The 24,692-nt window shown below is 55.1% G+C and carries 30 protein-coding genes and 1 tRNA gene; 9 read left to right on the forward strand and 22 right to left on the reverse strand.

The genetic code is table 11. The features are described from left to right. Positions 1-40 precede the first annotated feature (40 nt). The 4 genes from NUS69_RS10025 to gcvT form a co-directional block, all read right to left on the reverse strand. The gene (locus NUS69_RS10025) at positions 41-277 is read right to left on the reverse strand and encodes a hypothetical protein (protein ID WP_258083617.1); all 237 of its coding nucleotides are present in this window, start codon (positions 275-277) and stop codon (positions 41-43) included. A gap of 449 nt (positions 278-726) precedes the next feature. After that, positions 727-867: transfer RNA gene (locus tag NUS69_RS10030), tRNA-Trp, on the reverse strand. 39 nt (positions 868-906) lie between these two features. After that, complete coding sequence (locus NUS69_RS10035) at positions 907-1,734, reverse strand: DMT family transporter (RefSeq protein WP_258083618.1); 828 nt, start codon at positions 1,732-1,734, stop codon at positions 907-909. Positions 1,735-1,843: 109 nt separating this feature from the next. Beyond that, entirely contained in the window at positions 1,844-3,040 is a 1,197-nt protein-coding gene (gcvT, locus tag NUS69_RS10040; RefSeq protein WP_258085092.1) for a glycine cleavage system aminomethyltransferase GcvT, read from the reverse strand. 103 nt (positions 3,041-3,143) lie between these two features. Between gcvT and NUS69_RS10045 the strand changes: the two genes are divergently transcribed. Continuing rightward, positions 3,144-3,980 (forward strand): universal stress protein, encoded by an 837-nt coding sequence (locus tag NUS69_RS10045; protein ID WP_258083619.1) that lies wholly within the window; start codon positions 3,144-3,146, stop codon positions 3,978-3,980. A 93-nt stretch (positions 3,981-4,073) separates the two neighbouring features. Here NUS69_RS10045 and NUS69_RS10050 read toward each other — a convergent pair whose 3' ends face one another. Together NUS69_RS10050 and cutA are read right to left on the reverse strand one after the other, a co-directional pair. After that, positions 4,074-4,661, reverse strand: a complete 588-nt coding sequence (locus tag NUS69_RS10050; RefSeq protein WP_258083620.1) for an endonuclease dU — start codon at positions 4,659-4,661, stop codon at positions 4,074-4,076. Further along, positions 4,658-4,969, reverse strand: coding sequence for a divalent-cation tolerance protein CutA (gene cutA, locus NUS69_RS10055; protein WP_258083621.1), 312 nt, complete (start codon positions 4,967-4,969; stop codon positions 4,658-4,660). Before cutA ends, NUS69_RS10050 begins: the two co-directional genes overlap by 4 nt. Positions 4,970-5,041: 72 nt before the next feature. On the opposite strand from cutA, the gene NUS69_RS10060 reads away from it, so the two are divergent. Beyond that, complete coding sequence (locus NUS69_RS10060) at positions 5,042-5,317, forward strand: acylphosphatase (protein WP_258083622.1); 276 nt, start codon at positions 5,042-5,044, stop codon at positions 5,315-5,317. Here the strand turns inward: NUS69_RS10060 and NUS69_RS10065 are convergent. Beyond that, positions 5,307-5,900 carry a hypothetical protein gene (locus NUS69_RS10065; RefSeq protein WP_055428485.1) on the reverse strand — a complete coding sequence of 198 codons (594 nt, stop codon included), beginning with the start codon at positions 5,898-5,900 and terminating at the stop codon, positions 5,307-5,309. The two genes, NUS69_RS10060 and NUS69_RS10065, sit on opposite strands and share 11 nt — an antisense overlap. Positions 5,901-6,012: 112 nt before the next feature. Here NUS69_RS10065 and NUS69_RS10070 point away from each other — a divergent pair, with 112 nt between their 5' ends. Continuing rightward, positions 6,013-6,909 carry an ADP-dependent ribose-1-phosphate kinase gene (locus NUS69_RS10070; protein ID WP_258083623.1) on the forward strand — a complete coding sequence of 299 codons (897 nt, stop codon included), beginning with the start codon at positions 6,013-6,015 and terminating at the stop codon, positions 6,907-6,909. Here the strand turns inward: NUS69_RS10070 and NUS69_RS10075 are convergent. From NUS69_RS10075 to NUS69_RS10085, 3 genes are read right to left on the reverse strand one after another with little or no spacing between them, the layout of a single operon-like run. After that, positions 6,896-7,714 (reverse strand): ABC transporter permease, encoded by an 819-nt coding sequence (locus NUS69_RS10075; RefSeq protein ID WP_258083624.1) that lies wholly within the window; start codon positions 7,712-7,714, stop codon positions 6,896-6,898. The genes NUS69_RS10070 and NUS69_RS10075 overlap by 14 nt on opposite strands. Beyond that, complete coding sequence (locus NUS69_RS10080; protein WP_258085093.1) at positions 7,701-8,468, reverse strand: ABC transporter permease; 768 nt, start codon at positions 8,466-8,468, stop codon at positions 7,701-7,703. Before NUS69_RS10080 ends, NUS69_RS10075 begins: the two co-directional genes overlap by 14 nt. Before the next feature lie 29 nt (positions 8,469-8,497). Next, positions 8,498-9,472: an ABC transporter ATP-binding protein gene (locus NUS69_RS10085; protein WP_258083625.1), complete on the reverse strand. Its 975-nt coding sequence runs from the start codon at positions 9,470-9,472 to the stop codon at positions 8,498-8,500. 165 nt (positions 9,473-9,637) lie between these two features. On the opposite strand from NUS69_RS10085, the gene NUS69_RS10090 reads away from it, so the two are divergent. From NUS69_RS10090 to NUS69_RS10100, 3 genes are all read left to right on the forward strand, one after another. Further along, positions 9,638-9,925 (forward strand): hypothetical protein, encoded by a 288-nt coding sequence (locus NUS69_RS10090; RefSeq protein ID WP_055428489.1) that lies wholly within the window; start codon positions 9,638-9,640, stop codon positions 9,923-9,925. A 141-nt stretch (positions 9,926-10,066) separates the two neighbouring features. Then, positions 10,067-10,600, forward strand: a complete 534-nt coding sequence (tfe, locus tag NUS69_RS10095; RefSeq protein ID WP_258085094.1) for a transcription factor E — start codon at positions 10,067-10,069, stop codon at positions 10,598-10,600. A gap of 44 nt (positions 10,601-10,644) precedes the next feature. Next, positions 10,645-11,379 (forward strand): DUF2110 family protein, encoded by a 735-nt coding sequence (locus NUS69_RS10100; protein ID WP_258085095.1) that lies wholly within the window; start codon positions 10,645-10,647, stop codon positions 11,377-11,379. Here the strand turns inward: NUS69_RS10100 and NUS69_RS10105 are convergent. The 9 genes from NUS69_RS10105 to NUS69_RS10145 all read right to left on the reverse strand — a co-directional run bounded on the left by NUS69_RS10105 (position 11,363) and on the right by NUS69_RS10145 (position 19,519). Next, entirely contained in the window at positions 11,363-12,730 is a 1,368-nt protein-coding gene (locus tag NUS69_RS10105) for a hypothetical protein (RefSeq protein ID WP_258083626.1), read from the reverse strand. The genes NUS69_RS10100 and NUS69_RS10105 overlap by 17 nt on opposite strands. Positions 12,731-12,862: 132 nt before the next feature. Then, a complete protein-coding gene (locus tag NUS69_RS10110) occupies positions 12,863-13,765 on the reverse strand; it encodes an Mrp/NBP35 family ATP-binding protein (RefSeq protein ID WP_258083627.1) in 903 nt (300 codons plus the stop codon). A gap of 121 nt (positions 13,766-13,886) precedes the next feature. Then, positions 13,887-14,882 (reverse strand): pyruvate synthase subunit PorB, encoded by a 996-nt coding sequence (porB, locus tag NUS69_RS10115; RefSeq protein ID WP_258083628.1) that lies wholly within the window; start codon positions 14,880-14,882, stop codon positions 13,887-13,889. A 10-nt stretch (positions 14,883-14,892) separates the two neighbouring features. Continuing rightward, on the reverse strand, positions 14,893-16,077 hold the full coding sequence (gene porA, locus NUS69_RS10120) for a pyruvate synthase subunit PorA (RefSeq protein ID WP_258083629.1): 1,185 nt from the start codon (positions 16,075-16,077) through the stop codon (positions 14,893-14,895). Positions 16,078-16,088: 11 nt separating this feature from the next. Then, a complete protein-coding gene (porD, locus tag NUS69_RS10125) occupies positions 16,089-16,406 on the reverse strand; it encodes a pyruvate synthase subunit PorD (RefSeq protein ID WP_055428495.1) in 318 nt (105 codons plus the stop codon). Between the two features lie 66 nt (positions 16,407-16,472). After that, positions 16,473-17,408, reverse strand: a complete 936-nt coding sequence (locus tag NUS69_RS10130; RefSeq protein ID WP_258083630.1) for a 3-methyl-2-oxobutanoate dehydrogenase subunit beta — start codon at positions 17,406-17,408, stop codon at positions 16,473-16,475. Between the two features lie 5 nt (positions 17,409-17,413). Continuing rightward, on the reverse strand, positions 17,414-18,604 hold the full coding sequence (gene porA, locus NUS69_RS10135) for a pyruvate ferredoxin oxidoreductase (protein ID WP_258083631.1): 1,191 nt from the start codon (positions 18,602-18,604) through the stop codon (positions 17,414-17,416). A 1-nt stretch (position 18,605) separates the two neighbouring features. Then, positions 18,606-18,923, reverse strand: coding sequence for a 3-methyl-2-oxobutanoate dehydrogenase subunit delta (locus tag NUS69_RS10140; protein ID WP_055428498.1), 318 nt, complete (start codon positions 18,921-18,923; stop codon positions 18,606-18,608). 38 nt (positions 18,924-18,961) lie between these two features. Beyond that, complete coding sequence (locus NUS69_RS10145) at positions 18,962-19,519, reverse strand: pyruvate/ketoisovalerate ferredoxin oxidoreductase subunit gamma (RefSeq protein WP_055428588.1); 558 nt, start codon at positions 19,517-19,519, stop codon at positions 18,962-18,964. A 221-nt stretch (positions 19,520-19,740) separates the two neighbouring features. Here NUS69_RS10145 and NUS69_RS10150 point away from each other — a divergent pair, with 221 nt between their 5' ends. After that, entirely contained in the window at positions 19,741-20,703 is a 963-nt protein-coding gene (locus tag NUS69_RS10150; protein WP_258083632.1) for an inorganic phosphate transporter, read from the forward strand. On the opposite strand, the gene NUS69_RS10155 is transcribed toward NUS69_RS10150, so the two are convergent. Together NUS69_RS10155 and hflX are read right to left on the reverse strand one after the other, a co-directional pair. Next, entirely contained in the window at positions 20,700-22,262 is a 1,563-nt protein-coding gene (locus NUS69_RS10155; protein WP_258083633.1) for a PQQ-like beta-propeller repeat protein, read from the reverse strand. The two genes, NUS69_RS10150 and NUS69_RS10155, sit on opposite strands and share 4 nt — an antisense overlap. Positions 22,263-22,302: 40 nt before the next feature. Next, entirely contained in the window at positions 22,303-23,589 is a 1,287-nt protein-coding gene (gene hflX, locus NUS69_RS10160; protein WP_258083634.1) for a GTPase HflX, read from the reverse strand. Here hflX and NUS69_RS10165 point away from each other — a divergent pair. Next, positions 23,570-24,055, forward strand: coding sequence for a carboxymuconolactone decarboxylase family protein (locus NUS69_RS10165; protein ID WP_258083635.1), 486 nt, complete (start codon positions 23,570-23,572; stop codon positions 24,053-24,055). The genes hflX and NUS69_RS10165 overlap by 20 nt on opposite strands. Positions 24,056-24,068: 13 nt before the next feature. Here the strand turns inward: NUS69_RS10165 and NUS69_RS10170 are convergent, their stop codons facing one another. Next, a complete protein-coding gene (locus NUS69_RS10170; protein ID WP_258085096.1) occupies positions 24,069-24,404 on the reverse strand; it encodes a nascent polypeptide-associated complex protein in 336 nt (111 codons plus the stop codon). A gap of 58 nt (positions 24,405-24,462) precedes the next feature. Here NUS69_RS10170 and NUS69_RS10175 point away from each other — a divergent pair, with 58 nt between their 5' ends. Then, positions 24,463-24,675: a hypothetical protein gene (locus NUS69_RS10175; RefSeq protein WP_258083636.1), complete on the forward strand. Its 213-nt coding sequence runs from the start codon at positions 24,463-24,465 to the stop codon at positions 24,673-24,675. Positions 24,676-24,692 lie beyond the last annotated feature (17 nt).

A 24,692-nucleotide genomic window follows, 5' to 3' on the forward strand; every position in this document is an offset into this window, starting at 1 on the left:
AAAGGCAGCAAAGCCGAAATTCGGCGGAAAAAGGAGAGGTTCACTCGCAGATGTCGGTCCATCCGAACTCCTCTTTGACAACCTTGATCAGGTTCTTGAGTTCTTCCCTCTTTATGTTGACGCTTGAGCTTGCGCCGACGAGGGCTATGATGCCGTGGACCTCTTCCTGCACCTGTATCACGTCGTCGCTGACCTTAACCACGCGGAGCTCCCTTCTGGCCGTTTCTCCCTCGCCGATATAGAGCTTGTCGTGGCCTATCTTTATGGGCTCCTCCATGATACCACCTCGTAAACTTTTTATGAGTCAAAGTTAATAAAACTTCCGCTTACACTTAAACTTTGCAAAGGTGAGCAGTCATTTTTCTGAAGTTTGACGGGCAACCTCTGGCGGGGGCTGGGGAGCTTTTGGGAAAGCTTCACCAAAAGTTTGTAGCTCATCACCAAAGGAGTAAAATGAGCAGGTTTCGAATTCCGAGCATTTCCTTCAAGAGAGAACACTCAACAATAATCTCTCAAAAAAGGGTTTACTTCCTCTGACGTCCTTCGGGCGTCTTTTTAAGATTAAACCCCCCACAATAGGCTCCTAAAGATGTTCTCACTTATGATAGCTGATTCCAACCAGAAAATCCTCAAAACTCACACTTTAGAAGGAGCTACGAACTTTGATGAAACTTTGCCCAGTGAAGTTTCTTTGATCAAACTTTTCGCCAGAAAAGTTTGGTGTAATGGTGGGGGCGCGGGGATTTGAACCCCGGTCCGCGGGTTTCTCCGGGTCAGAGCTCCAAAGGCTCATCCCCAAATCAGCAAACCCGCAAGTCCTCATACCTCTGGAGCCCGCGATGATGGACCAGGCTACACCACGCCCCCATCCGGCTTAACCTACCCAAGCCGAGTTTATAAGTTTTGCTATCTCTTCCCGATGATTATACCGGTCACTATCATCGCCAGCCCCACCACCGTTGCCGGGGCGATGCTCTCCCCGACGACGAGGGAGATGAAGAACAGGCTCATGAAGGGCACCAGGTAGGCAAGGCTTGATGCAAACGCCATATCGCCCTCAACGGCCCGGTACCAGAGAAGGAAGGTAACTCCCATCTCGAACAGGCCGACGTAGATCGCTCCGGCGAGCCCTTCAGCGGGAGGAACGGCGAGCCCACCCGTTGCGGCCATCGCTGCGGAGATATAGATAAAGCCGAAGAGGAAGTTCCAGAACATCTTTTCGACGAGTGGTCGCTTATCGCGCAGATTGAGAAGCCAGTAGCTCGCCCAGATGAGTGCGCTTCCCAGGCCGAGGGCAACGCCCACTGGGTCGGTGAAGTTCAAACCAGCAACGTCCCCTTTCGTGGCAACAACAATCGCTCCGAAGAATCCGAGGAACAAGCCAAGCACAGTTCTCGCACTGGGTCTCTTTCCAAGGAGGGGAATAGAGAGGAGGACGAGCATCAGCGGCCAGGTGTAGTTGAGCGCCTGCGCCTCCTGGGCAGGCAGTCTGTCGTAGGCCGAGAAGAGGACGGTGTAGTAGAGGAGGGGGTTTATAAGGCCGAGGTAGGCCGAGCGGAGGTTTTCCTTTCTGGGGGTGAATTCTCTCGCGTAGAGGACTCCAAAGAGCACGAGCGAGGTTAGGGACGCGTAGAAAAGGAGCTGGAGAGGACTCATGTAGCGGAGCGAGAGTTTGAAGGCACTTGCAACCGTTGACCACAGGAGAACTGCACCGACGGCGTGCTTGCGGGACATGGCTTCAACTCATTTTTGGGGCATATAAATTCAATGATTTTGATCTCCCTAATAAAATTTGGTTCCGCCCCCGTTACCTAAAAGGTTTTTGGAAAAAGAGGAGGAAAAGTTAGTCCTCCCTGAAGGCCCCGTACTTCTTCGGGTCATAGAAGGGCGGAGCAACGGTTACGGCCTTCTTGGGTTTGCCCCTTATCTCTATCTCCAGCTCAACGCCCGGCTTGGCGTACTCCTCCTTGACGAAAGCGATGCCTATCCCTATGCCGAGGAGTGGGGAGCTGGTTCCGCTGGTGACCTCACCTATGACCTCTCCGTTGGCCAGGACCCTGTAGCCCTCCCTCGGGATGCCCCTGTCCACCATTTTGAAGTGCACCATCTTCCTTCCCAGACCGCGCTCCTTCTGCTTGAGGAGCGCCTCCTTGCCAATGAACTCCTTGTCCCAGAAGATGGCGAAGTCGAGGTTGGCCTGGAGGGGGGTAACCTCGTCGATGTCCGTGCTGAGGAGCTGGAGCTCCTTGGTCTCGTTGCCGTAGAGGGTGTAGCCGGCTTCAAGCCTGAGAGTATCCCTCGCCCCCAGTCCGGCCGGCTTTATGCCGTACTTCTCACCGGCCTCAAGGATGGTCTTCCAGACGTGTAAAGCCTTCTCCGGCTTTCCGCGCTTGCTCTCGTCAGGGTGGTATGGGTTGGCGTCCTCGAAGTAGACCTCAAAACCGTTCTCGCCGGTGTAGCCGCTCCTTGAGAGGAGCATCTTTATCCCGTCGAGCTCGACCTCCTTTGCCTGGAACCACCAGAGCTCGTTGATGTCAATGCCGAAGAGGTCTTTCGCCAGATCCCTCGCCCTCGGGCCCTGGATTGAGAACATGGCCATGTCATAGGTCTTGTTCTCGATTTCGAGGTCGAGCTGGCCGAATTTCTCGATTCCTCTCTTTATGGTGTTAAACCAGGCGTCAAGCTTCTCGAAGGCATCTGAATCACAGACCATCATGTATGTGTCGTTCCCCATGTTGAAGACGAGGGTCTCGTCCTTTACCGCTCCGCGCTCGTTGAGGACGAGGGTGTAAGTTCCGCTTATCGCAGGGGGTCTGCTTATGTCGTTGGTGGTCACATACTGAAGGAACTCCAGGGCATCTTTACCGCGGAAAATGAACTCTCCCATGTGGGAGACGTCGAAGATTGCCACGCCGTTCCTTACGGCTAAGTGCTCCTCCTTTATGCTGGAGTACCAGATGGGCATCTCCCAGCCGGCAAAAACTTCAACCTTCTTCGCGTTTTCCTTGTGCCAGTCAAAGATGTGAACCCTCTTGACCATAGCTATCACCGTTGAGAGTTCGCTCTGAGCGTTATAACCCTTTCCAATTGAATGGATAACGATAATAAGCACCAACGTCCAAATTAATACTGAGGTGTCCAAGATGTTTGAGAAGGTTTTGTACCCGACCGACTTTTCGGACGTTTCCCTGCACGCCCTGCGCACCTGCATCCCGAGGCTCATCTCCATGGGGGTTAAGGAGCTCTACCTCATCCACGTCATTGACATAACCATAGCGGAGTTCGAGGCCTTTGAGCTTGAGGATATCTACCGCGAGAAGCTTGAGGATCTCGCGGAGGAGCTCCGGGCTGAGGGGGTAAATGTGAACGCGGTAGTCAGGATAGGTATTCCGTCGATAGAGATAGCCGAGGTGGCGGAGGAGAAAAGCATAGACCTCGTGGTTATCCCAAGCGTCGGTGAGAACATCTGGAGGACCATGTTCATGGGTAGCACCGCCTCCAACCTGGCCAGGGCGACAAAGCGGCCGGTTCTTCTCCTCAAGTATCAGAAGAAGGACGACGGCTTTGAGCCCTCAGTGGACTGTTCGACCATATTCAAGCGTCCCCTGGTAGCGCTGGACTTCTCGAAGTGCTCGATAAAGATAGTCAAGACCGTCAGGGAGTTTGAGGAGCTCATAGAGCGTGGAATCCTGCTTCACTCTGTGGACTACGGCAGGATTGACGAGCTTGAGCACAACATAGAGGTGGCGAAGATAAACCTCAGAAAGTCCGCCAAGGGCGTAAAGGCCCAGTTTGACGTTGAGGTTCTCGTGGGCAGTGCAAGTCAGGCGATAATAGGGACTGCCCTGGCAAAGAACGCCACACTGATAGTCATAGGCAAGAAGGGCAGAAACTTCCTGAAGGACCTGCTCCTCGGAAGCACCGCGGAAAGGGTCATGAGGGACTCAAAAGCCCCTGTGTTACTGGTGCCGTGCGATTAGCCTCAGACTGGAACGGCTTCCACATCAAGATTCGGTAGCTACCCTGTTGCCATCATCGGCCGTTTCTTTTTTTTTTCGGCCCCTCTTATAAACCTACTCCCGTGTGCTTTCTCCCATCATGACAGCGCTCGCTATCATGTGTGCCAGTCTGAGGGGCTCCGGGAGGAGTCCAGTTCGGGTCGTGACCCTGATAACCTCGGAAGCCTTGTCCCCGTCGATCCCCACGGCCTGGATGTAGAGCTTCTCCGGGATGAGCTCCAGAAGGGGAGGCGCTTTCCTCAGGAGGTCTATCCTCTCCTCGGCATCTCTGAAGTGCTTCCTCAGCGCCTTCTCCATCGCCTCCATATCCGGCCGTTTTCTGATGACAACTATCGCCGGCAGGCCGGTCTCCGAGTGAAGCCTCTCCAGGTCAACGACGTTGAAGCCCGCGTAGGTTATGCCCTTCAGGAGAATCAGCCTCAAATCTTTGAACCTGGAGGAGTTGATAGCATCTATCATCGCATCGGTTGCATCGCTCCCATCAACGGTTATCCAGCGCGAGAGAACGCCAACGACCTCCTGGGAACCTTTCATGACGACTCCCACTAGGATGGTCTTCTCTCCTTTGAGTTTGGAAGAAAAGGAGAACGTCCCGTCGTCAAAACCCACAACCCTGATCTGGGGCTTGACCTTTCTTATCATGACAGCACCTTCTCAAGCCACTCCGCGTACTCACCGTTCACCCTGTCGACCTCGATGCGGGCTATTATCGGAACGGTGTAGGGGTGCATCTCCTTTATGGCCTCCCTCAGTTCCTTCCACTTATCGACGCTCGTCTTGAGTATGGCGCCGACTTCGGTGTCCTCCTCGATCTTTCCCTGCCACCAGTAGAACGCCTTGTGCTCCCTGAGGTTGGCGCAGGCGATGAGCTTTTTCTCAAGGAGAGTCTTTACTATCTTCTCGGCGCTCTCCCAGTCCGGGAAGGTCGTGTAGACGAATATCATCTCCATGCCCCTCACCCGGTTCTGGAGTCGACGGATAAGCTTAAATCGGTTGTGGAACTACATCCAACGGGATGAGGTATGGAGCGGGTGAGGGCTCACCTTAGAATCTACGGACGCGTTCAGGGTGTTGGCTTCAGGTGGAGCATGCAGAGAGAAGCGAGAAAGCTCGGCCTCAGCGGATGGGTGAGGAACCTTCCGGACGGAACGGTTGAGGCCGTTGTCGAGGGCGACCCGGAAAGGGTTGAGACGCTCATTGGCTGGGCCCACCAGGGGCCGCCGCTGGCGCGGGTAACGCGCGTCGAGGTAAAATGGGAAGAACCGGAGGGACTGGAGGGTTTTAGGGTCACGGGATAGCCTCAAACCTCTCTATTAAAACCCGTCTCGGGCAGTATTTAACCTCGCAGTAGTTGCAGACGAACCGCTCCTTGTCCTTCTCCGGCGTGTGGAGGATTAGCTTCCTGAATCCTTCCATCTCCTTGACTCTCATGAAGACTTCAACCGGCAGGGTTCCGTCTATAACTATGTAGAGCTTTGTGGGCTCCTCCCTGAGGTTTCTGCTGAAAACCTCCATTACCGAAACGCCGTTGTCCGAGAGCAGGGCGAGAACCTCGGAAAAGCCCCGAAGATATCCTCCTTTGTCCAGCTCTATCTCCAGAACCTCCCACCCCATCAGAGGAGCGACCTCTATCAGGCTCGGAAGAGGGTTGAGGCGCTCGAATATCAGCTTGAGGGGATAGGTCTTCTCGATGTACTCTATGGTGTGATAGACTATCTTCCTGTTAACGCCTATGACCCTGGCGAGCTCGCTTATGGGAACCTCCACGTTCCGGAGGTATATCTTGCCGTTCTTTACGCTGAGGCCGTTTTCAAAGAGAAACTCGGCTACCTTCCTTCTGGCGGGGTAGTTCTTGAAGTAGGCCTCCAGTACAAGCATCATTTTTGTTCACCTCTTACTCATATGTGGGTAGGAATGGATATTTAAATCTTTCCCTTTCGGCTTTCCGCAAGATTATTAACGAAATCCCACATATCACATCACTCAGGGGGTGATGTCTGTGGTCAGATTCGATGTGGTGGGAATTGGAAACCTCAACTACGACATCATAATGCTGATGGATCGTTTCCCGGAGTTTCACGAGAAGGTCAATGCCAGGGAGGCCTTTTTCGGCCTGGGCGGTGCCGCGGCAAACACAATAAGCTGGCTGGCCACCTTTGGATTGAAGACGGGCTACATAGGGGCCGTTGGAAGGGACGAGATTGGCGAGGCTCATCTGGCATACTTCGAAAAGCTCGGCGTGGACACCGGTGGCATAAAGGTTGTCGATGTTCCCTCGGGTGTTGCAGTGGCTATGATACGCGGCGAGGACAAGAGGATAGTGAAATATCCGGGTGCGAACCTGATGAAGGAGGTGAATTTCGAGTACCTCTCGATGACTAGACACGTTCACCTCTCCTCGAACCCTCCGGAGACCATAGTTGAGGTCGTGAACTTCGCAAGCGAAAGCGGGATAACGGTCTCCCTCGACATAGGGGAGGCGGAACTCTCTCCGGAGATAGAGGAGAAGGTGGACTACCTCATGATGAACGAGGACGAGTACAGGCGGAAGTTTGGTTCCCTCGACCTCTCGCTCTGCTCAGCTAAAAACCTCGTGGTGACCCTCAACGGTGGAGGGGCTCTGGTGAGGGACGAGAACGGAAACGTGCACGAGGTCCGAGGGCTGAGTGCGGAGGTCGTTGACTCGACCGGTGCTGGGGACGCTTTCGATGCGGGGGTTATATACGGCGTTCTCAGCGGCTGGACGCTTGAGGAAGCCGCAAGGCTCGGCATGGTACTGGCGTACCTAACCGTTCAGAAGGTCGGTGCGAGGAGCGCCGTGGTGCCGCTGGAGAGGGTCATAGAAGTCGCGAAAGAGACGGGCATCGAGCTTCCCTTCAGTAGGCCTTGAGACCGACGGTTTTTGCCTGTTTTTCACTCCATTTATATGCCAGGTAGCCGAGAAGGCCGTATGCTGTTGAGAGAACCAGAAGATACGCTATCTCCCCTGCCGCCGCCCCGTAACCGTAGGCAACGACTCTTCTTACTGCCTCAGTTGTGGGTGCGTAGGGCAGTATTCTGGCCAGGAACTGAAGTCCGCCGGGGAGTACCGAGATGGGGTACATCGCACCGCTCAGCGCGAACACCAGCATCTCCAGTATGCTTATGAACGGCCCCGGATCCCGCAGATAGAGCACTATCCCCGCGGCGGTCATACCCATGCCCACCATTCCGATGGCACCGATCAGGAGCACCGGGATGGCCCTTGAGAACGCCACTATGTCGAAGTTCAGCCCGAACAGGAGTACGAACAGGGGGACGTAAACCGCCATGTACGCGAATGAAAGGAGCAGTCTCGTGAGGACGTTGCCGAGGAAGAAGGTTATCCTCCTCATCGGGGCGGCGAAGGAGTACTCAAGGGTTCCGGCGTAGAGTTCATCCACAACGCTCCAGACGAAACCGCTGAGAAACGTCAGCCCGAATCCCAGAACCATGAAGCCGAGGACGGCGAATGTTACGTAGTCTGAGTAGCCGGTCAGCTCGCGGAGGGCCTCGGAGTTTCTCTCTCCGGTGAGGCCTATCCCTATGAGGAGCGCCTGTCCAACGAAGAAGAAGCCGAGGGCTATATCGCTGATGAACCAGAGCTTGTAACTCAGGAAAATGCGCCAGCTTTTAACGGCCACCCCCCAGAGGGCTCTGAGCTCAGTAGCCGCCATACCCTATCACCCTCGTCGTTCTCTCCGCCCACCGGAAGAGCAGGTAGCCGATGGCCCAGTAAGCGGGTATCAGGAGCAACAGCCACGCCACGGAGCCTGAGACTGCGGAATACCCCTCGCCTGCAAAGAGTGCCCTGACGATTCGTGCCGAATGGGTCAGCGGGAACAGATGGGATAGAGTCCGGATGGGCGCTGGCATTACAGTGAGGGGGAAGAAGACGCCGGACAGGAACAGCATTGCGAACTCAAATATCTGGGCGAACGGCCCGATGTTCTTCAGGAGCATAACCAAGCCGGCAAATACAAAGCCGAAGCCCAAAAACGCCAGAAGCGACGCCGCTATAGCCGGCATGGACTTCAGAACGATGACCGCGGTTATGGGGATTTTGAAGATTATCGCCCCCATGACAAAGACTATCGCCATGAGGATGGAATCCATGAGGAGCCAGCTCAGCGAGAGCCCGAAGAGCAGGCTGATAAGCCCTGCCGGGGACAGGACGTTGGTTTCAAATGTCCCCCTCTGGAGCTCCCTCCTGACGCCCCAGACGTAGGCTTCTATCGGTGAAACCGAGACCCACCAGAGGACGTAGCCTATGAGTGCATAGGTTGGATAGTCTCCCATCCCCGTGGAGGCCTCAAGCAGGGCCGAGTATCTGCCCCCCAGAACCGCCTGTCCGAAGTAGACGAACTGGAGGAGGAAGACTATCCCCACGAGGATCGAGCTTATGACCCTTAGGGGGTAGCGGAAGAACATCCGGAATTCCTTCTCCACAACGGCCAGTATCAATCCCTCAGCCCCCTCCCGGTGAGCTTGATGAAGACGTCCTCAAGGGTCGGCTCCATTTTCTCGACCGACAGCACCTTGGCGTCACGTTTTACGAGCCATTCCACGAGCCGGGGCAGGTCTTCCTCATCAACCTGGGCCCTGAGCCTTACGGTTCCGGTCGAGGCGTCCTCCTCAATCACCGCCATACTGAAGGGGCTCTCTTTGAGACTTTTGGGGTTTAGCTCCCTTACCCTGATCTCGACGGTCTCTTCGTCCTTAACGAGCCTCTTCAGACTCCCAGGAGTGTCCATGGCTATTATCCTCCCGTGGTCGATGATCGCTATCCTGTCGCACAGCTCCTCTGCCTCGGCCATGTAGTGGGTCGTTAGAAGAACAGTCTTGCCTTCCTCCTTCACGAGCCTCTTCACGAACTCCCTCACGAATATCGCACTCTGCACGTCGAGGCCCAGTGTGGGCTCGTCCAGAAAGAGAACCTCGGGGTCGTTTATGAGAGCCTTGGCTATGGCCAGGCGCTGTTTCATGCCGCGGGAAAAGTTCATCACCAGGTCGTTCCGTCTCTCCCAGAGGCCTACAAGCTTGAGGAGGCTTTCTATTCTCTCCTTCTCCTCTCCTTTGGGGACGTAGTATATCCTGGCGAAGTACTTGAGGTTTTCGTAGGCGGACAGGCGCCAGTAGAGGGTTCTCTCGCCCTCCGCCACAAGGTTTATCTTCCTCCTGATCTCCCTGGCGTCCTTCCGTATATCCAGTCCTAGAACCCTTGCAGTCCCTCCACTGGGCTCCAAAAGGGTCGTCAACATCTTTATCGTGGTAGTTTTCCCTGCACCGTTGGGCCCGAGGAGTCCGAAGAGCTCCCCCTTCCTAACTTTGAAGCTTACTCCCTTTACGGCCTCCACCCACTCTACCTTCCTGAAAGGGAGGGGGATCTTCTTGGGATAGCTTTTTTTGAGCCCCTCTACTTCTATGGCCCACATAACCCGTCCCTATCGAGTTTGTGAACTTCAATAAAAATATTGTCTCATAACGTTTAAATAATAGCTGACATCATTTAATCTAAGGGTCCTCTAGGAAACCCTTAAAAATCTGCACCCTAAAAGCCTTAGGGAGACCAAAAAGTCTTTGGGCTGGAGGTGGAGCACTTGGAAATCATAATCGACAACTTTAAGCCGAAAATCACCCGTCCCTTCAAAAGAAAGAACGAGTACTGGGTCAAGCTTATTCTGTCGGAGGGTGAGGAGTATATAATGAAGTTTAAGACACCTCTTGAGGCTGAGGACGCGATATACGGCATGCTTGATGACCTCCAAGTCTACGGTGGGAAGGTGAAGCTCCGTCTAAGGGAGGGCAACGTCATTGAGGACATCGAAGTTTTAGAACTCTACAAGCCATCCGCAAAGGAGCTTCTCAATGAGTACTTCACCGATTAGTCCATTCAACGTTCTTTTCTGTTCACTGGCGTTGGAAATATGACAAAAACCTATATATACTCCAGGCCACATAGTTTGCTATTGGACAGTATTTATGCGCTAAAAGTCAGTCCGGTTAAATATTCTACGGAGGTCGTTATTGTGGCAAGGAGGAGGAACAAGGAGCTCCTTGAGCTTGCAATGGACATGGGCGGTGAAGAGGCCGTTGAGGTAATCAAGGCTCTTGAAAAGAAGAAGGAATCCACCGACGAGGAGCTCGCCGAGATAACCGGTATCAGGGTCAACACGGTCAGAAAGGTTCTGTACATGCTCTACGACCAGGGATTGGCTGAGTTCAAGCGCATTCGCGACAAGGAAACCGGCTGGTATTACTACTACTGGCGTCTTGAGACGAAAAGATTGCCGGAGATTATCCGGGCAAAGAAAATGGCCGAGCTGAAGAAGCTGAAGGAGATGCTTGACGAGGAGACCAGCGAAATTTACTACCACTGCGGCACACCGGGGCATCCAAAGCTGACCTTCGACGAGGCCATGGACTATCAGTTCCAGTGCCCGATATGCGGGGCCATGCTCATGCAGTACGACAACACAGCTGTCGTTGAGGAGCTTCAGAAGCGCATAGAGGAGCTTGAGATAGAACTCGGCCTCAGGAAGAAGCCCAGAAAGAAGAAGTGAGAATGTTTGAATGGTCAATTGGATGAACGTCGGGGATGGTGAGGATGCAGGAAGTAGTTATTCTTGAGAAGGTTTACGGAGACAGGAGCGGTTTTCTTAAGCTCGATAAGAAGCTCAAAGCCCTGCTTGGTGATCTGGAAGTTGAATGGAAGCTCTCAGCTGTGAAAAAGAACTGGGTCAAGGTAAGCCTCAACGGTGAGGACGAGGAAATAAGCGCGAATCTCGTCCGTGAGGAGTTCGGGGAGGTCCCCTACAGGCTCAAGGCCGTTGTAGAGGGCAAGACCTACCGGGGGCGCTTTATAGACCTCGGAAAGGTTGGCTACGGCGCCTACGTGGACATTGGAATCTTCACGCCCAGGCCAAAGGATGCCCTTCTCCCCCTCTACTACCTGAAGGAGACCTTTGGCGAAATGCCTGTCAGGCAGATGATACGGGAGTTCGGCTGGGTGGACAACCTGCCAGTCGAGGTCGTTGTGACTGGCGTTGAATTCGGGGCCAGAGAGGTCGAGCTGGCCTTCAGTGACGCCCAGTTAAAACGCATAAAGACTTGGCTCAGCGATGGCCACGACAAGCTCTTCATCGCTGGGACGATAAGCGAGAACGTTGAGAAGGCCCTCATAAAGACGGGCCACGGAAGGGATGTCAAGCGGATTGAGGAGCTCGGCCTCATGGAGACCCTCCTCATACTCAAGAAGGGTACCCAGGCGCCGGGCATAATCAAGGAGATAGGCCCCCACCTCCGGGGCACCGTGATAGGGGCGATCAAGTTCCGGGAGTGAAGCCGTGGATCATCCTGATGGTGAGCGCCGCCAGCAGGATGAAGCAGTACGGGAACAGCGGGGGCACGAAGAGGGCTATTGGCAGGTACACCATCGTCATCAGTAACAGAAAGGCAGTCTGCCCCTTCATCTTTATTCTTCTCCGACCCTTTAGGGCCGTATAGGTCATTGCAGTTAGTGCAAGGGAGCTGTTAAAGAGGAACCTTTCGAGGTATCTCCATCCGTTGGGGTCTATGCTCTTAGGTATTCCGGGGGGCATGCCGAACTGTGTGTACATCAGAAATACTCCGATGCCGGTTATCATCAGGTAGGCGTAGTTCCGTAGGTGCCTCTTGGGGAACGTCAGGACGAAGATTATAGGGATGAGTACCAGATACGGGTTTATTGCTATCGCCAGGAGCGTGAAGATAGAGAGAATAAAAGTCTGAAGCAGTGCCTTCCTTTTCTCCGGAGAGAACGCCACGTTGCTTATTATTGCAAGGACTATTGCAAGGGCCGCCAGGCCGAGGGTGCTGCCGTTGATGTGGTACAGGTTCTCTCTGAACATTGGAGATACAAAAATGAGCCCAAATATCATGAATCCGAGCTCACGCGCCCGCTTTGGGGCCAAATAGAATGAGAATGATAGTATTAGCAGAATGAGGGTCCAGTGGATGAACACTATGTTCTCCTCTATGGGTGGCACGACCCTGAACGTTGCACCAATTATCGCGCCCAGTGGCGAGTCCGGGGGCCCTCCGGCGGCGAACTTCAATCCCTGGAGGAGATAGCGCAGGAATCCCTCGGTCAGAACAGGCCTTTCAGCGGTGAGGTACCAGAGGCCGAGGAGGGAGGATGCGAGGAGATAAAAGCTCCCGGCGTGGCTGTTATCGCGGCTCAGACAGACGAGAAATATCATGAATATCAGGAAGGAGATTGAAGAGAACGCCACCACCGAGCTCCTTGGAGGGTTCCAGAGCCCTTCAAATGCCCGCTCTGTCATGTAGATGTTGTCCTCGGAGCCGGTTATGAGGATGGTGTCGTTGAGGACGACGATAGAGGGGAGAAGAGAAGCGTTGGCGGGAAGCCCCGTGAGGTTCCAAATCCTTGCCATCGCGGGGTTGTTGTAGACGTTTCCCACCAGAACGAGCGTTCCGTTGCCGTGGGGCTTTATCGTGTGGAGCCTCTCGTCGATGTAATACGCCCAGCCCCCTGCCCAGCTCTCGTTGCCGGCAACGACGGTGTACGATGAGTTTGAGTCGAGAAACGCCTGAAAATCACTCTGGTTGGGGTAATAGCCTAGTGTTTCAGCGGAAACCAGGGGAAGGGCCACGGTGAGGATGAACGCGATGAGAATGAGGGCCCGTTTCATGCTCTCCCTCCCGATGAGATACCCAGAACTGGTTAAAAAGTTAATGTAGCCCGGCCCAGCGCGGCCCCATCGCTTCGGCCCCAGCCGGTCTGAGCCGCGCTGGCTGTGGATAATACCACAGGCTTAAAAGCTTCACTCCGATTCGGGGCTCTCCTTCTCTTCTCCCTTCATCTCCTCAAGCCTTTTCACGAGCTTCTCCACTATCTCCATGAATGCCTTCGCCGCTACGGTGTCCTCATAGAGGACTATGGGTATACCAGCGTCGCTCGCTTCTCTAGCCTTGAGGTCTATCGGAATCTCTCCGAGGAAGTCAACTCCCTCCTTCTCGGCGAGCTTTCTACCGCCCCCCTTGCCAAAGAGGTCTATCTCGTTGCCACAGTGCGGGCAGATGAGGTAGCTCATGTTCTCAACGACCGCTATGTAGGGGACCTCCATCTTCTTCATCATGTTAACGGCCTTGCCCGTATCGAGCAAAGCCACCTCCTGCGGGGTCGTAACTATTATCGCCGCATCAAGCTTTACCGTCTGGGTGACGGTGAGTATCTGGTCACCTGTCCCGGGCGGGAAGTCTATTATCATGAAGTCGAGCTCGCCCCACTTGACGTCGCCGAGGAGCTGTTTTATCGCCTTTGTGACGAGTGAGCCGCGCCAGATTATCGGCTGGTCTTCTGGAACCAGAAAGCCCATGCTCATGACCTTTATCGGTGTCGTCTGTCCGAGGAAGTCGTTCATCGGTGGTATCATTTCAAACCTGCCGTCTTCCATTTTTTCCGCCAAGACATCCGCCTTGTCAACGCCGAGCATCTTAGCTACGTTTGGTCCGTGTATGTCCGCGTCGAGGATTCCTACAAAGTAGCCCTTCTTGGCCAGTGCCGTCGCCAGATTGACAGCGACGGTGCTCTTCCCGACGCCGCCCTTGCCGCTCAGCACGGCTATCTTGTACCTCCACTTCCTCTGCTTCTCGTTTATTCTCTGGGTGAGCGGATCTGCGCCGAGTCCGGCTATGTTGAGTGTTGGGGGAGTCTTTATCGTCATTTTTAACCACCTCTGGGTTAGGTTCCCCTAAGGGCTTAAAAGCTTTGCCTCAAAATATAGCACTCCTGGACAAATCTGTGTAAGAACTTTCATGGGGAAAACACAAGAGAAAAGGGAGAAATCACTCCTCCGGCTTCGGGAGGGTGACTTCGACGCCGAGGGTCTTCCACATGGCTTTGATCTGCTCGCGGAGCTGGTCGATTGCCTCCGGCTGCTTGAAGAGGTGCTTGAACCTGCCCTGGAGCTTGAGGTACTCCTCGATGGGCTTCTTGAACTCGATGGCGACGACCCTTCCTCCCTCGCGCTTGACCTTTGCGCCTCCGCCCGGTGCCTGTATCTTGATGTTGTGGAAGTCGCCGTTCTCGATCTCGAAGAGCGGCCAGACACCGGTCTCGATGGCGAGCCTGGTGATCTCAATGCTCTTCTCGGGCGGGGCGCGCCAGCCCGGAACACAGGTACACTGAACCTGGATGAATGCGGGGCCGTCGATCTTGGCGGCCTTTTTCATCTTCCTGATGTAGTCGTAGGGGTTGGCGACGCTGGCGGTGGCAACGTAGGGTATCTGGTGGGCCGCAGCTATAAGGGCGACCCACTTCTTGGGCTTGTCCTCACCGATGGAGTACTTGCCCGGCGGTGAAGTGGTCGTCCAGGCTCCGTATGGGGTGGAGCTTGACCTCTGGATTCCGGTGTTCATGTATGCCTCGTTGTCGTACATGAGGTATACGACGTTGTGCCAGCGCTCCAGCATACCCGAGAGGGCCTGCATACCGATGTCTGCCGTACCGCCGTCGCCACCGATGGCGAGTATCTTGCCCTTCCTGCCCACCTTCTTCCAGGCGGCCTCAACACCGCTGGCAACGGCAGCCGCGTTCTCAAAGGCCACGTGAACCCACGGGGCCTTCCAGGCGGTGTACGGGAAAACAGCGCTGACGACCTCCATACATCCGGTGGCCTGGGCTATTGCAAAGGCGTTCGGATCTCCGTACTTCTCCTCCATAGCCTCGCTAAACGCTTTGGTGGCGAGCCTCAGGGCAGCGGCACAGCCGCAGCCGGCACAGGCGGCGTGTCCTGGGGCCCAGTACTCGCGAGTAGTGATCGGGGGCTTCCTAACGGCCATCTTCCTCACCTCACAGTATCTCCTTCCTCAGTCCTATCCAGTTGACTTCATCAAACTCCTCTCCAGCGAGGGCCTTCTGGGCTATGCCGAGGGCCTCGTCGAGGTCCTTGAAGGTGACGTCCCTGCCTCCGAGACCGAGGATGAAGTCAACTATGACGGGCTTCTCCTTCTCGTTGATAAGCGCCCTGCTGAAGTCCTGGAAGAGTGCCCCGCCAATGCTGAAGGTGACGTTCTTCTCAAGCAGAGCTAAGACCTTGGCCTTCTTCGCCAGCTCCCTGACCTCTTCGGTCGGGAAGGGCCTGTAGACGGTGATCTTGGCGACTCCAACCTTGACGCCCTTCTCGCGGAGCATGTCAACGTACTCCTTGACGGTTCCGGCGAGTGAACCCATGGTGACGAAGATTATCTCGGCGTCATCTGTGCGGTACTCCTCAATCTTCTGGTACTTTCTACCAAAGCGCTTCTCGAACTCGGCAAAGACTTCATCGATGACCTTCTTGGCGTTCTCGTTTGCCTCCCAGACGGTGTATCTCGCCTCCATGTAGTGAGCCGGGAAGGCGAGGGTACCCTGGGTTATCGGCTTGCTCGGGTCGAGGTAGGCGTGCTTTGGCACGTACTCGCCGAGGAACTCGTCGACGAGCTCCTGGTCTGGGATCTCAACCGGCTCGACGGTGTGGGTCAGGATGAACGCGTCGAAGCCGACCATGGCTGGGAGGAGAACCCTCTCGTCCTCGGCGACCTTGAATGCTATCAGGATGAGGTCTAAAGCTTCCTGGTTGTTCTCGGCGTAGAACTGGAGCCACCCGGTGTCGCGCTCGCTGATGGTGTCCTGCCAGTCGTTCCAGATGTTGATCGGAGCAGAGAGGGCACGGTTTCCAACTGCAATGACTATCGGGAGGCGCATTCCTGCTGCAATGAAGAGTATCTCGTGCATGAGGGCGAGACCCTGGGAAGCTGTGGCCGTGAAGGTCCTGACTCCAGCGGCTGAGGCACCCACACAGGCTGAAATCGCTGAGTGCTCGCTCTCGACCTTGATGAACTCGGCGTCGAGCTCTCCATCCGCGACAAACTCGCTGATCTTCTCCGGAACCAGGGTGGACGGCGTAATTGGGAATGCGGCTATAACCTTCGGCTTGGCCAGCTTGGCCGCCCAGGCAGCCGCTTCGTTGGCCTTCATAACCTTCCTAATCGGCATTTTTCACCACCTCACTTGACTTCCCTAACCATTGTTATGGCATCAACAGGGCACTCGTTCGCACAGATGCCGCAGCCCTTACAGTAGTCGTAGTCAAAAACCGGATAGTTCTCCTCGTCCAGATAGATAGCCGGCTCCGGACAGTAGATGTAGCAGAGGTAACAGCGGACGCACTTGTCCCTGTTGAACTCCGGCATGAAGACTCTCCACGAGCCGGTCTTGTTGACGACGCTGCTTCCCGGAATTACGGCTATGGCTCCGGGGGTCATCTTTTCGCTATACTCCTTCTGAACCCTCTCAATCTCGGCCTTAAACGGACTCTCGGCCATGCGTATCACCTCGGGTGAGTTATCAGATTGGAACTTAAACCTTGCGAGGAATTAAAGATGGAAAGCTCAGCCGAATACCTCGGCGAGCTTCTTGAGCTTCTCCCATTCATGGAGAACCCACTGCTGGAGCACCTCAATGTCCTCCTTGGTCATGTACTTGAACCTGCCCTGGTACTTGAGGAACTCCTCGATAGGCTTCGGTTCCTTCTTCGTTGAGGGCATGTTGATCTTGTACTTTCCGTTCTCGTACTCGAAGAGCGGGAAGTAGGCAGTCTGGACAGCTAAGCGGGCAAGCTCGATGCTCTTGTCTGTGGGTGAGCGCCAGCCGGTCGGGCACGGCGCGAAGAGCTGTATGAAGCTCGGCCCCGGAATCTTCTGGGCCTTCTTGAGCTTCCTTATGAAGTCTTCGGGGTAAGCAATGCTGGCGGTTGCCGCGTAGGGCACCTCGTGGGCGATGACGATGTCAATGACCTTCTTCTTGTGCCGCTTTTCCAGGAAGTGCCTCTTTCCGCCTGGAGTGTTGGTGGTCCAGGCTCCATAGGGGGTTGAACCCGACCTCTGGATTCCAGTGTTCATGTATGCCTCGTTGTCGTACATGATGTAGACCGCGTCGTGGCCCCTCTCAAGGAAGCCCGAAAGGGCCTGGAGGCCTATGTCGGCTGTACCGCCGTCGCCGGCCCAGCCGACTACCATTATGCCGTCCTCGCCCTTGACCTTAAAGCCCCTCGCCTTTAAGGCAGCTTCGATACCGCCTATAACCGCTCCGGTGGTCTCAAAGGCGGTGTGGAACAGGTTGGCATCGAGGGCGCTGTAGGGCCACGGGCCGGCTATGATGGTCGAACAGCACGCCGGAATGGCGAAGATGGTCTTTCTTCCGTAAGCCTTAAGGACGTAGCGAAGTCCCAGGGAGGCACCACAGCCCTGACAGGCGGTGTGGCCCGCATAGAAGTGCTCCTCTCCGGGGATGCTCAGCCTCTTTTTAACGTTCTCGGGAATCTCCATCGTTCTCACCTCTTAAGGTGGTACCAGTCCACCTCTACGTCAAGCTCTCCCTTCTCGATTATGGCCCTCATGTTCTCGGCTATCTTCCTGACGTCGCTGACGGTGAAGTCCCTTCCGCCAAGGCCGACGATGTAGTTCTTCATGATGGGCTTTGCATTGGTGTTGTAGAGCGCGCCCTTGGCCTCGGTGAAGAGTATTCCCTCCATGCCGAAGGAGTAGTTCCTGTCGAGAACGGCTATGCCCTCAACGTTCTTGGCGAGCTCGTAGAGCTCCTCCTTCGGGAAGGGCCTGAACCAGCGGACCTTGGCTGCTCCTACCTTGTAGCCCTCATCGCGGAGAACGTCAACGGCCTGCTTGACGGTTCCCATAAGGGAGCCCATCCCCATGAAGACGAAGTCTGCATCCTCCGTCCTGTAAAGCTCGATCATCTGGCTGTAGTCCCTTCCAAAGCGCTCCCCGAACTCCTTGCCGACCTCGTGGATGACCTCCTTGGCCTTCTCCATGGCCCTCTGTATCTTATAGCGGAACTCGTAGTAGTCGGCAGGAGTTCCGAGGGCTCCTATTGAGAAGGGCTTCTCGAAGTTGGTGAGGTCGTAGAGCGGCTTCCTCGGCGGGAGGAACTCATCCACAAGCTCCTGCGGTATCATCTCGACGACGTCATAGGTATGGCTCAGAATGAACGCGCTCTCAACGACCATGGCCGGCAGATTGACGGTCTCGGCTATCTTGAACGCCATCAGCACGCCGTCGTAGACCTCCTGGTTGTTCTCGGCGTAGAACTGCATCCACCCGGTGTCTCTCTGGGCAAGGCTGTCGGTCTGGTCGTCCCAGACGCTCCACGGTGGGGCCATGGCACGGTTGACGTCGACCATCACAACAGGAAGCCTCGCGCCGCTGGCCCAGTGGAGCATCTCGTGCATGAGCGCGAGACCCTGCGCGGAGGTGGCAGTGAAGACCCTTGCTCCTGCCGCGCTCGCTCCTATACATGCCGCCATGGCAGAGTGCTCGCTCTCAACTGGAACGTACTCAAGGTTCTCGACTTCACCGTTGGCTATGAACTCGGCTATCTTCTCGATGATGCTCGTCTGGGGAGTGATCGGGTAAGCGGCCACAACCTCAACGCGGGCGTGCTTGACGGCGTAAGCGGCCGCATAATTGCCGCTCACAACCTTTCTAATCGGCTTGTACTCCGCCATCTCACTTCTCCTCCTTCTCCATTGTTATGGCATTGGTCGGGCACTCGTTGGCGCAGATTCCGCACCCCTTACAGTAGTCGTAGTCCACCCCAACGTAGCCGTCCTCGCGGATGAATATGGCCGGCTCCGGGCAGAACTTCCAGCAGATGTAGCACTTGACACACTTGCTGTCATCAATGACTGGTATGAACGTCCTCCAGTCACCGGTGAAGTTGGTGAGGGTCGTCCCCAGAGTAACTGGTGCCTCAGGATACTCGTCCACCGACTTGAGGACGATTTTGGTCGCTCCCTCTTTTCTTTCACCAAACAACGTGTTCACGCTTTTCACCCCTTGCAAGGATTATGAAGGAAAGAGAATCAGAGCTCGTAGACTGTGGTCTTGTTGAAGGCTTCCTCTGCGGCCTTGGCATTCTTCTCGCCAAGTGTTCCTGAGAAGACGTCCTGGATGGCCTTCTGGACGTGCTCAAGGGTGACGACGCCGGTGGCCTTGGCGACGGCACCGAGGATTGCCGTGTTGGTGATGGGCAGGCCGAGGACATCAAGAGCTATGGTGGTAGCATCGACCAGGGCCAGCTTGGCAGGCTTCTTCTTGAGCTTGGCAAGAACCTCGTCCTTGCTCTTCTCGGTGTTGACGATGACGATTCCGTCCTCTTTCAGTCCGGCGGTAACATCGACGGTGTCGAGAAGGCTCGGGTCGAGAACGACGACGATGTCTGGCTCGTAGATCTGGGTCTTTATCCTTATCGGCTTCTCGTCAATCCTGGTAAACGCTGTAACCGGCGCTCCACGCCTCTCGACGCCGAAGAACGGGAACGCCTGGACGTACTTGCCCTCAAGGAAAGCGGCTGATGCCAGTATGTTGGCCGCGGTAACTGCGCCCTGTCCACCCCTACCGTGAAAACGGATCTCTATCATCATTCCTGCCTCCTTAAATTTGTCAAAACTTATTCATCCATTGCATTTATTTAAGTTTCGGTATTGGCTTAAGCTCCCTTCGTCAGCTGTCTTTGGGTAGGCGTGAACTTTGTCAGTCGTCAATGGTAAAAAGAGCGCATTGTTTCTCGAAAAAAGTTCGTCCGCTAAATTTTTAAGCCTATAAACTACATGCCAGTATATAGACTATATAGGTGGTGCTCATGGACGGCATTGCCCTCGCAGCGATAGCAGTGGCATTCTACATCGCCTGGAACATAGGCTCCAACGATTCCGCCAACGCTATGGGTACAGCTGTCGGCGCGGGCATACTCAGCTTCCGCCAGGCGACGCTGACGATAACTATCTTTGTCCTCATGGGGGCGTACCTCAAGGGCTACAAGGTCATGAAGACCGTCGGGAAAGGCATAGTTCCGGAAGGATACCTCACGATGGAGATGGCTGTCATAGCGCTTCTGGCGGCGGGAGTGTGGGTCACGATAGCTACCGTGAAAGGCCTTCCCGTCTCGACAACTCAGGCTATAGTTGGGGGTGTCATCGGAGTGGGCCTGGCCACCCACGCACCCGTCAACTGGTACACCCTAGGGAAGATAGCCGCGGCGTGGGTCGTTTCACCTGTTCTCTCTGGGATACTTGCGATGTTCCTTTACAGGTTTTACTCGTGGGTTGTCTCTAGAATTGGAAGCATGTCAACGATCGAGGCCCTTTATAAAGCTCTGGCAATACTGGGAGGCTCCTACATGGCCTTCAACTTTGGAACCAATGAGGTGGCAAACGCCTCCGGGCCAATAGTGGGGGCGGGCTTCATGGAGCCCAAAACGGCCGGAATAGTGGTGGCTCTCAGCTTGGCCGTTGGGTCCCTGACCTTCAGCTACGCTGTTATGCACACGGTCGGAAAGAAGATAACCGCCCTCGGCCCGGTTTCGGCCTTCGCGGCCCAGTTCGGCTCGGCCATGGCGGTGAGCCTGGCGAACTTCTTCGGACTGCCGGTCAGCTCAAGCCAGTCCATAGTTGGGGGCGTCGTTGGCGTTGGCCTTCTCGCCGGAGAGGGGGTAGAGAAGTCTGTGATAAGGGACATAATCTTTGGCTGGGTCGCCACGCCGCTGACGGCGATATTCATCTCACTGGCCATCTTCAGGGTCTTTGCGCTGGTGGGACTGGTTTAACCTGTGCACTCCACAACCGACAGGTCGTCCCTTCTGAAAACGCAGTGCCCGAAAACATCCGCTTCCCCCGTCCATCCGGAAAGACCGTATGTCACCCTTATGTATTCGCCGCTCACTCTGAGGCGCACTCTGACGCCCAGAAGATGTTCCCCGGCGCTCGCCACGAAGACTTTTTTCGTCTCGTTTCCCCTTAAGGCGTAGATGAAGGCATCGCCGCTGAACAGACTCGCCCCGGCGATGTAAACCTCTTCCCCCACAACCTTGACGTCCGTGATGTAGAACTTGTACTCGTCGGGGCAGAACTGAAACGTCTCTTCCCCACTCAGGGGATCCAGAAAATAGACGCAGCCCTGGGGGATGTACTCATCGGAGAGTACAAGAACGATGCTGCCGTTCTGGTAGCCCGAGGGAATGGCCGGAAGTTCCCGCTCCCACAGGATGCTCAGGTTGTGGTCAAAAAACACTCCTTCCCCTCCTGTTGATTCGCCCGGATAGTACGTGTACACCAGAACGCCCTCTGGGGTGCACATGCGCTTTCCGTCGGGCCCTTTAAGGGTCACGTTAACCGTTCTGTTCCCCGTTTGGAGGGTGAAGTGGGTGTAGTATTCGGTGTCTTCTGTGGTTCTCTTCAAGATCCGCAGCGACGGGGGACAGGCAAACATCGTGGTACCTCCAGTGGGGGATCTTTGGTTGTCCCCCTGCCCCGTGTCCGTGAGGGCCTCTATCGGATACGGAACACTTCCCGTGGGACTGATTACGTAAACGGTATTCCCCTCGATCTTAACCCCACTGGGTCTCTTCTCCAGCTCCCTGCACGCGAGCCTCTCCAGTTCGGGGGTAAAGAGACAGAGGCCCTTCCTCTCGCCGCTACCGTTGGTGAAGCGATACGCGACGGCCACGTACTCCTCTGTGGCGGCCAAGTGGAGCTCGGCACTCACTTGAGCCCCGCTCAGGGAGTCAAAGTAGACGAGTCTGAGCTTGTCATCCTCCACCATGTGAACGTATCCCGTGGACGTCGCCAGGTAAATCGCCCCGTCCCTGAGCACGATGTCGCCCACCCTTCCCCCACCCGGAAGTTCACGGGAAAGAACGATCCTCCCGGTTTCCATGTCTACCAGGTAGAGAACCGGGTTGATCCTTGGGTTCCGGCTTCCCTGCTTTACAAATATTCCCTTACCCTCCGTTGAGGCCCAGAACTCTGTGAAGCCTGGGAACCTCTTCCTCCACACGACCCGACCGGACTTCTCCACCAGCAGGAACTCCGTGGGTTTGGAGGTCTCGTTGGGATAGCCGGCGTACAGAAGAATGCCCTCTTTGAGCGGCACGTCTCCACCGACCTTACCCTCTAATGTGTAGGGGCCAAAGGTGGTGCCGTTGAGCGTAACCGTGAAGTTGACGAAGTGGGTGCCGTTAACTTCGTAGGGATGGATGCCAACTGAGAATGAGCTGCCTATGGTCTCTGTGGGCGTTTCCTCGCTGGTCTGGGATACGCATGCCGCGATAACGACCACTGCGGCAATTCCTAGTGCTAAAAGGGGATGGCCGAATTTCACGGGCATCCCCGGTATTACTATCGAACGTTTTTCCTAAAAACCTTTCTCAATCGTTTTCAACTGACAGCCTCTTTATCCCAACCCCAAGCCTCGTGAGTTCCTTTATCATCCCCATCTGGATGTAGGCCTCTATCCGCGTCTCCTCTCCGTACTCCACATTCAGAACCTCACCTATGGCGTTTATCAGAGCCATGACCTGCGGAACCTTCTCTGGTTCGCCTACAGTTATCTCGAAGGCACCGTACTTGGGCAGTGTGAGTATGACCTCTTCGAGGGCGCTGTACAGCTCCTCCAGCTGGCCGAGCTTTGCCGATATCGCCACCACGCGGGAGACGTTTACACCGCGCTCCTCGATTATTTCCCCTATCCTCCTTGCCTTGTCCCTCACGTCCTCCTCAGTGGTCAGGTCCCTCTTATTGAGTACCACTATCATTGGCTTATCGAGTGTTTTAAGCTCTCTTAGGACGTTAATGGACGCCAGGAACTTCCTCCTTATCTCGCCCCACGGTTCGCTTACGTCCAGAACGAGGAGTATTATGTCCGCCTTCACTATCTCCTCCAGCGTCGAGTGAAAGGCCTCGACTATGAAGGGCGGCAGGCCGTCTATGAACCCGACAGTATCGGTAACGAGAACCCTCTTCCCGCCGAGTTTAAACCGCCTGGTGGTCGTATCCAGGGTCGTGAACATCTGATTCTTGGCTTCGATCCCTTCCCTTGCGAGCGCGTTCAGGAGCGTGGACTTGCCCGCGTTGGTGTAGCCCGCGAGGGCCAAGAGTATGAACCCGACCTCTTCGCGCCTTTTCCTCTTGACCTCCCTGTCCGCTTTGACCTTCTCAAGCTCCTTTCTGATTCTGCCCATCCGGTACCTGATGTGCTTGAGGTATTGTTGCGTCTGGTACTCGCCCATACCCTTGAATCCCGCCCTATCACCGAGTTTTATCCTCCGTATAGCCTCCTTCACGAGCGGAACCTCGTACTGGAGGGAGGCGAGTTCAACCTGGAGCTTGGCCTCCTTTGAGTGGGCCCTCTTTTCGAATATCTCAAGGACGAGCTGCCACTTATCGATGATTTCAACCCTCAGCTCCTTCCAGAGATTGTAGGCCTGGCTCGGCGTGAGCTTATTGGCGAATACGACCTTATCCGGTCCGAGCTCCCTTACAAGCTCCTTCAGCTCCTCCAGTTTGCCCTTTCCGATGTTGTACTTGGGGTGCTCCTCTCTGTTCTGCTCCAGAACTGCCACTACCTCGTAGCCGGCACTCCTGAGGAGCTCTTCAAACTCCTCTCGGCTTATCCTTTCCCGCCGTGATTTCCTTATGACGCCTATCGCCCTCATCACAACCGCCTACACTGTGGCCTTTATATCCTTTTGGCATAGTTTCCAACCTAAAGTTGGGGATATGCCTTTAAACCTAAAATGCAAGTTATTCACGGTGGTTCCCGTGGACTGCGAAGAGGTTAACGTCAAACTTAGGGAAATAGAAGAACTTCTAGATATTCTTGGAAAAAAACATCCCAAGGAAATGGGAGCTTTTTCGAGGTTCCTGAAGGAGGTCATTGACAATAAAACCCTCACAACGCGGGAAAAGGAGCTTATAGCGGTGGCTCTCGGAATAGCCCAAGGATGTGAGTGGTGTATAGCACTCCACACTCACAAGGCCCTCGAAGCCGGCGCAAAGCCTGAGGAGCTTATAGAGGCAGGACTTGTCGCGGTTCTCATGGCCGGCGGGCCCGCTCTAATGCACCTGATCCCGCTTATGAAGGCAATAGAAAACTTCCAGAAGGGAGCTGAAAAGGATTGAGGGATTTTCTTTTTCATTCCTCTGTGAGTTTGAGTATCGCCTCTGCCAGGTCCCCCTTGGCCTCTTCCAGGGCTTTCTTTGCAGTATCGTAGTCGACGCCGGCCTGCTCCATGACGAGCTTTATGTCCTCCTCCGGGATGCTGATCACTGTCCTTACTTCTTCACTGCCCGGGACTATCTGGTAGCTCTTTTCCCCCTGAGCGGTGATTATTGTGATCAGGGGGTCTTTAAGGATTATCTCCTTGTTTTCGAGCCTGATTATTACCTCCTTAACGCCCTCAAGCTCCTCCATCTTGATGCCCATCTGGCGCATGAGCTTCTTCATCTGCCTGGGGTTCATTCCCATCATCCCTACCACCTGAGGAGAGTTCCACCCAGATTTTAAAAAGGTTGGCAAAGTTTTTTAGGTGCCCCGCGGAATCCTCTCCGGGGGGAGAATGTCGTACATCCCTCGAAGTATCCCCACTGACTTCCAGATAGTATTCGGCTTCTTTGCCATAGCCCTGCTCCTCCTGGCGATCTGGTTCTTCTTCGACTGGATGGAGCGCTATGCTGAGAAAAGGGCGAGGGAAATCGAGGAGGAACTGGAGGAGCTGGAGGAAATGGGAGAGGTGTATTAAGAATTGCGTTTGCCAAA

It is taken from the genome of Thermococcus thermotolerans (assembly GCF_024707485.1).
GTDB classification, from domain to species: Archaea; Methanobacteriota_B; Thermococci; order Thermococcales; family Thermococcaceae; genus Thermococcus; species Thermococcus thermotolerans.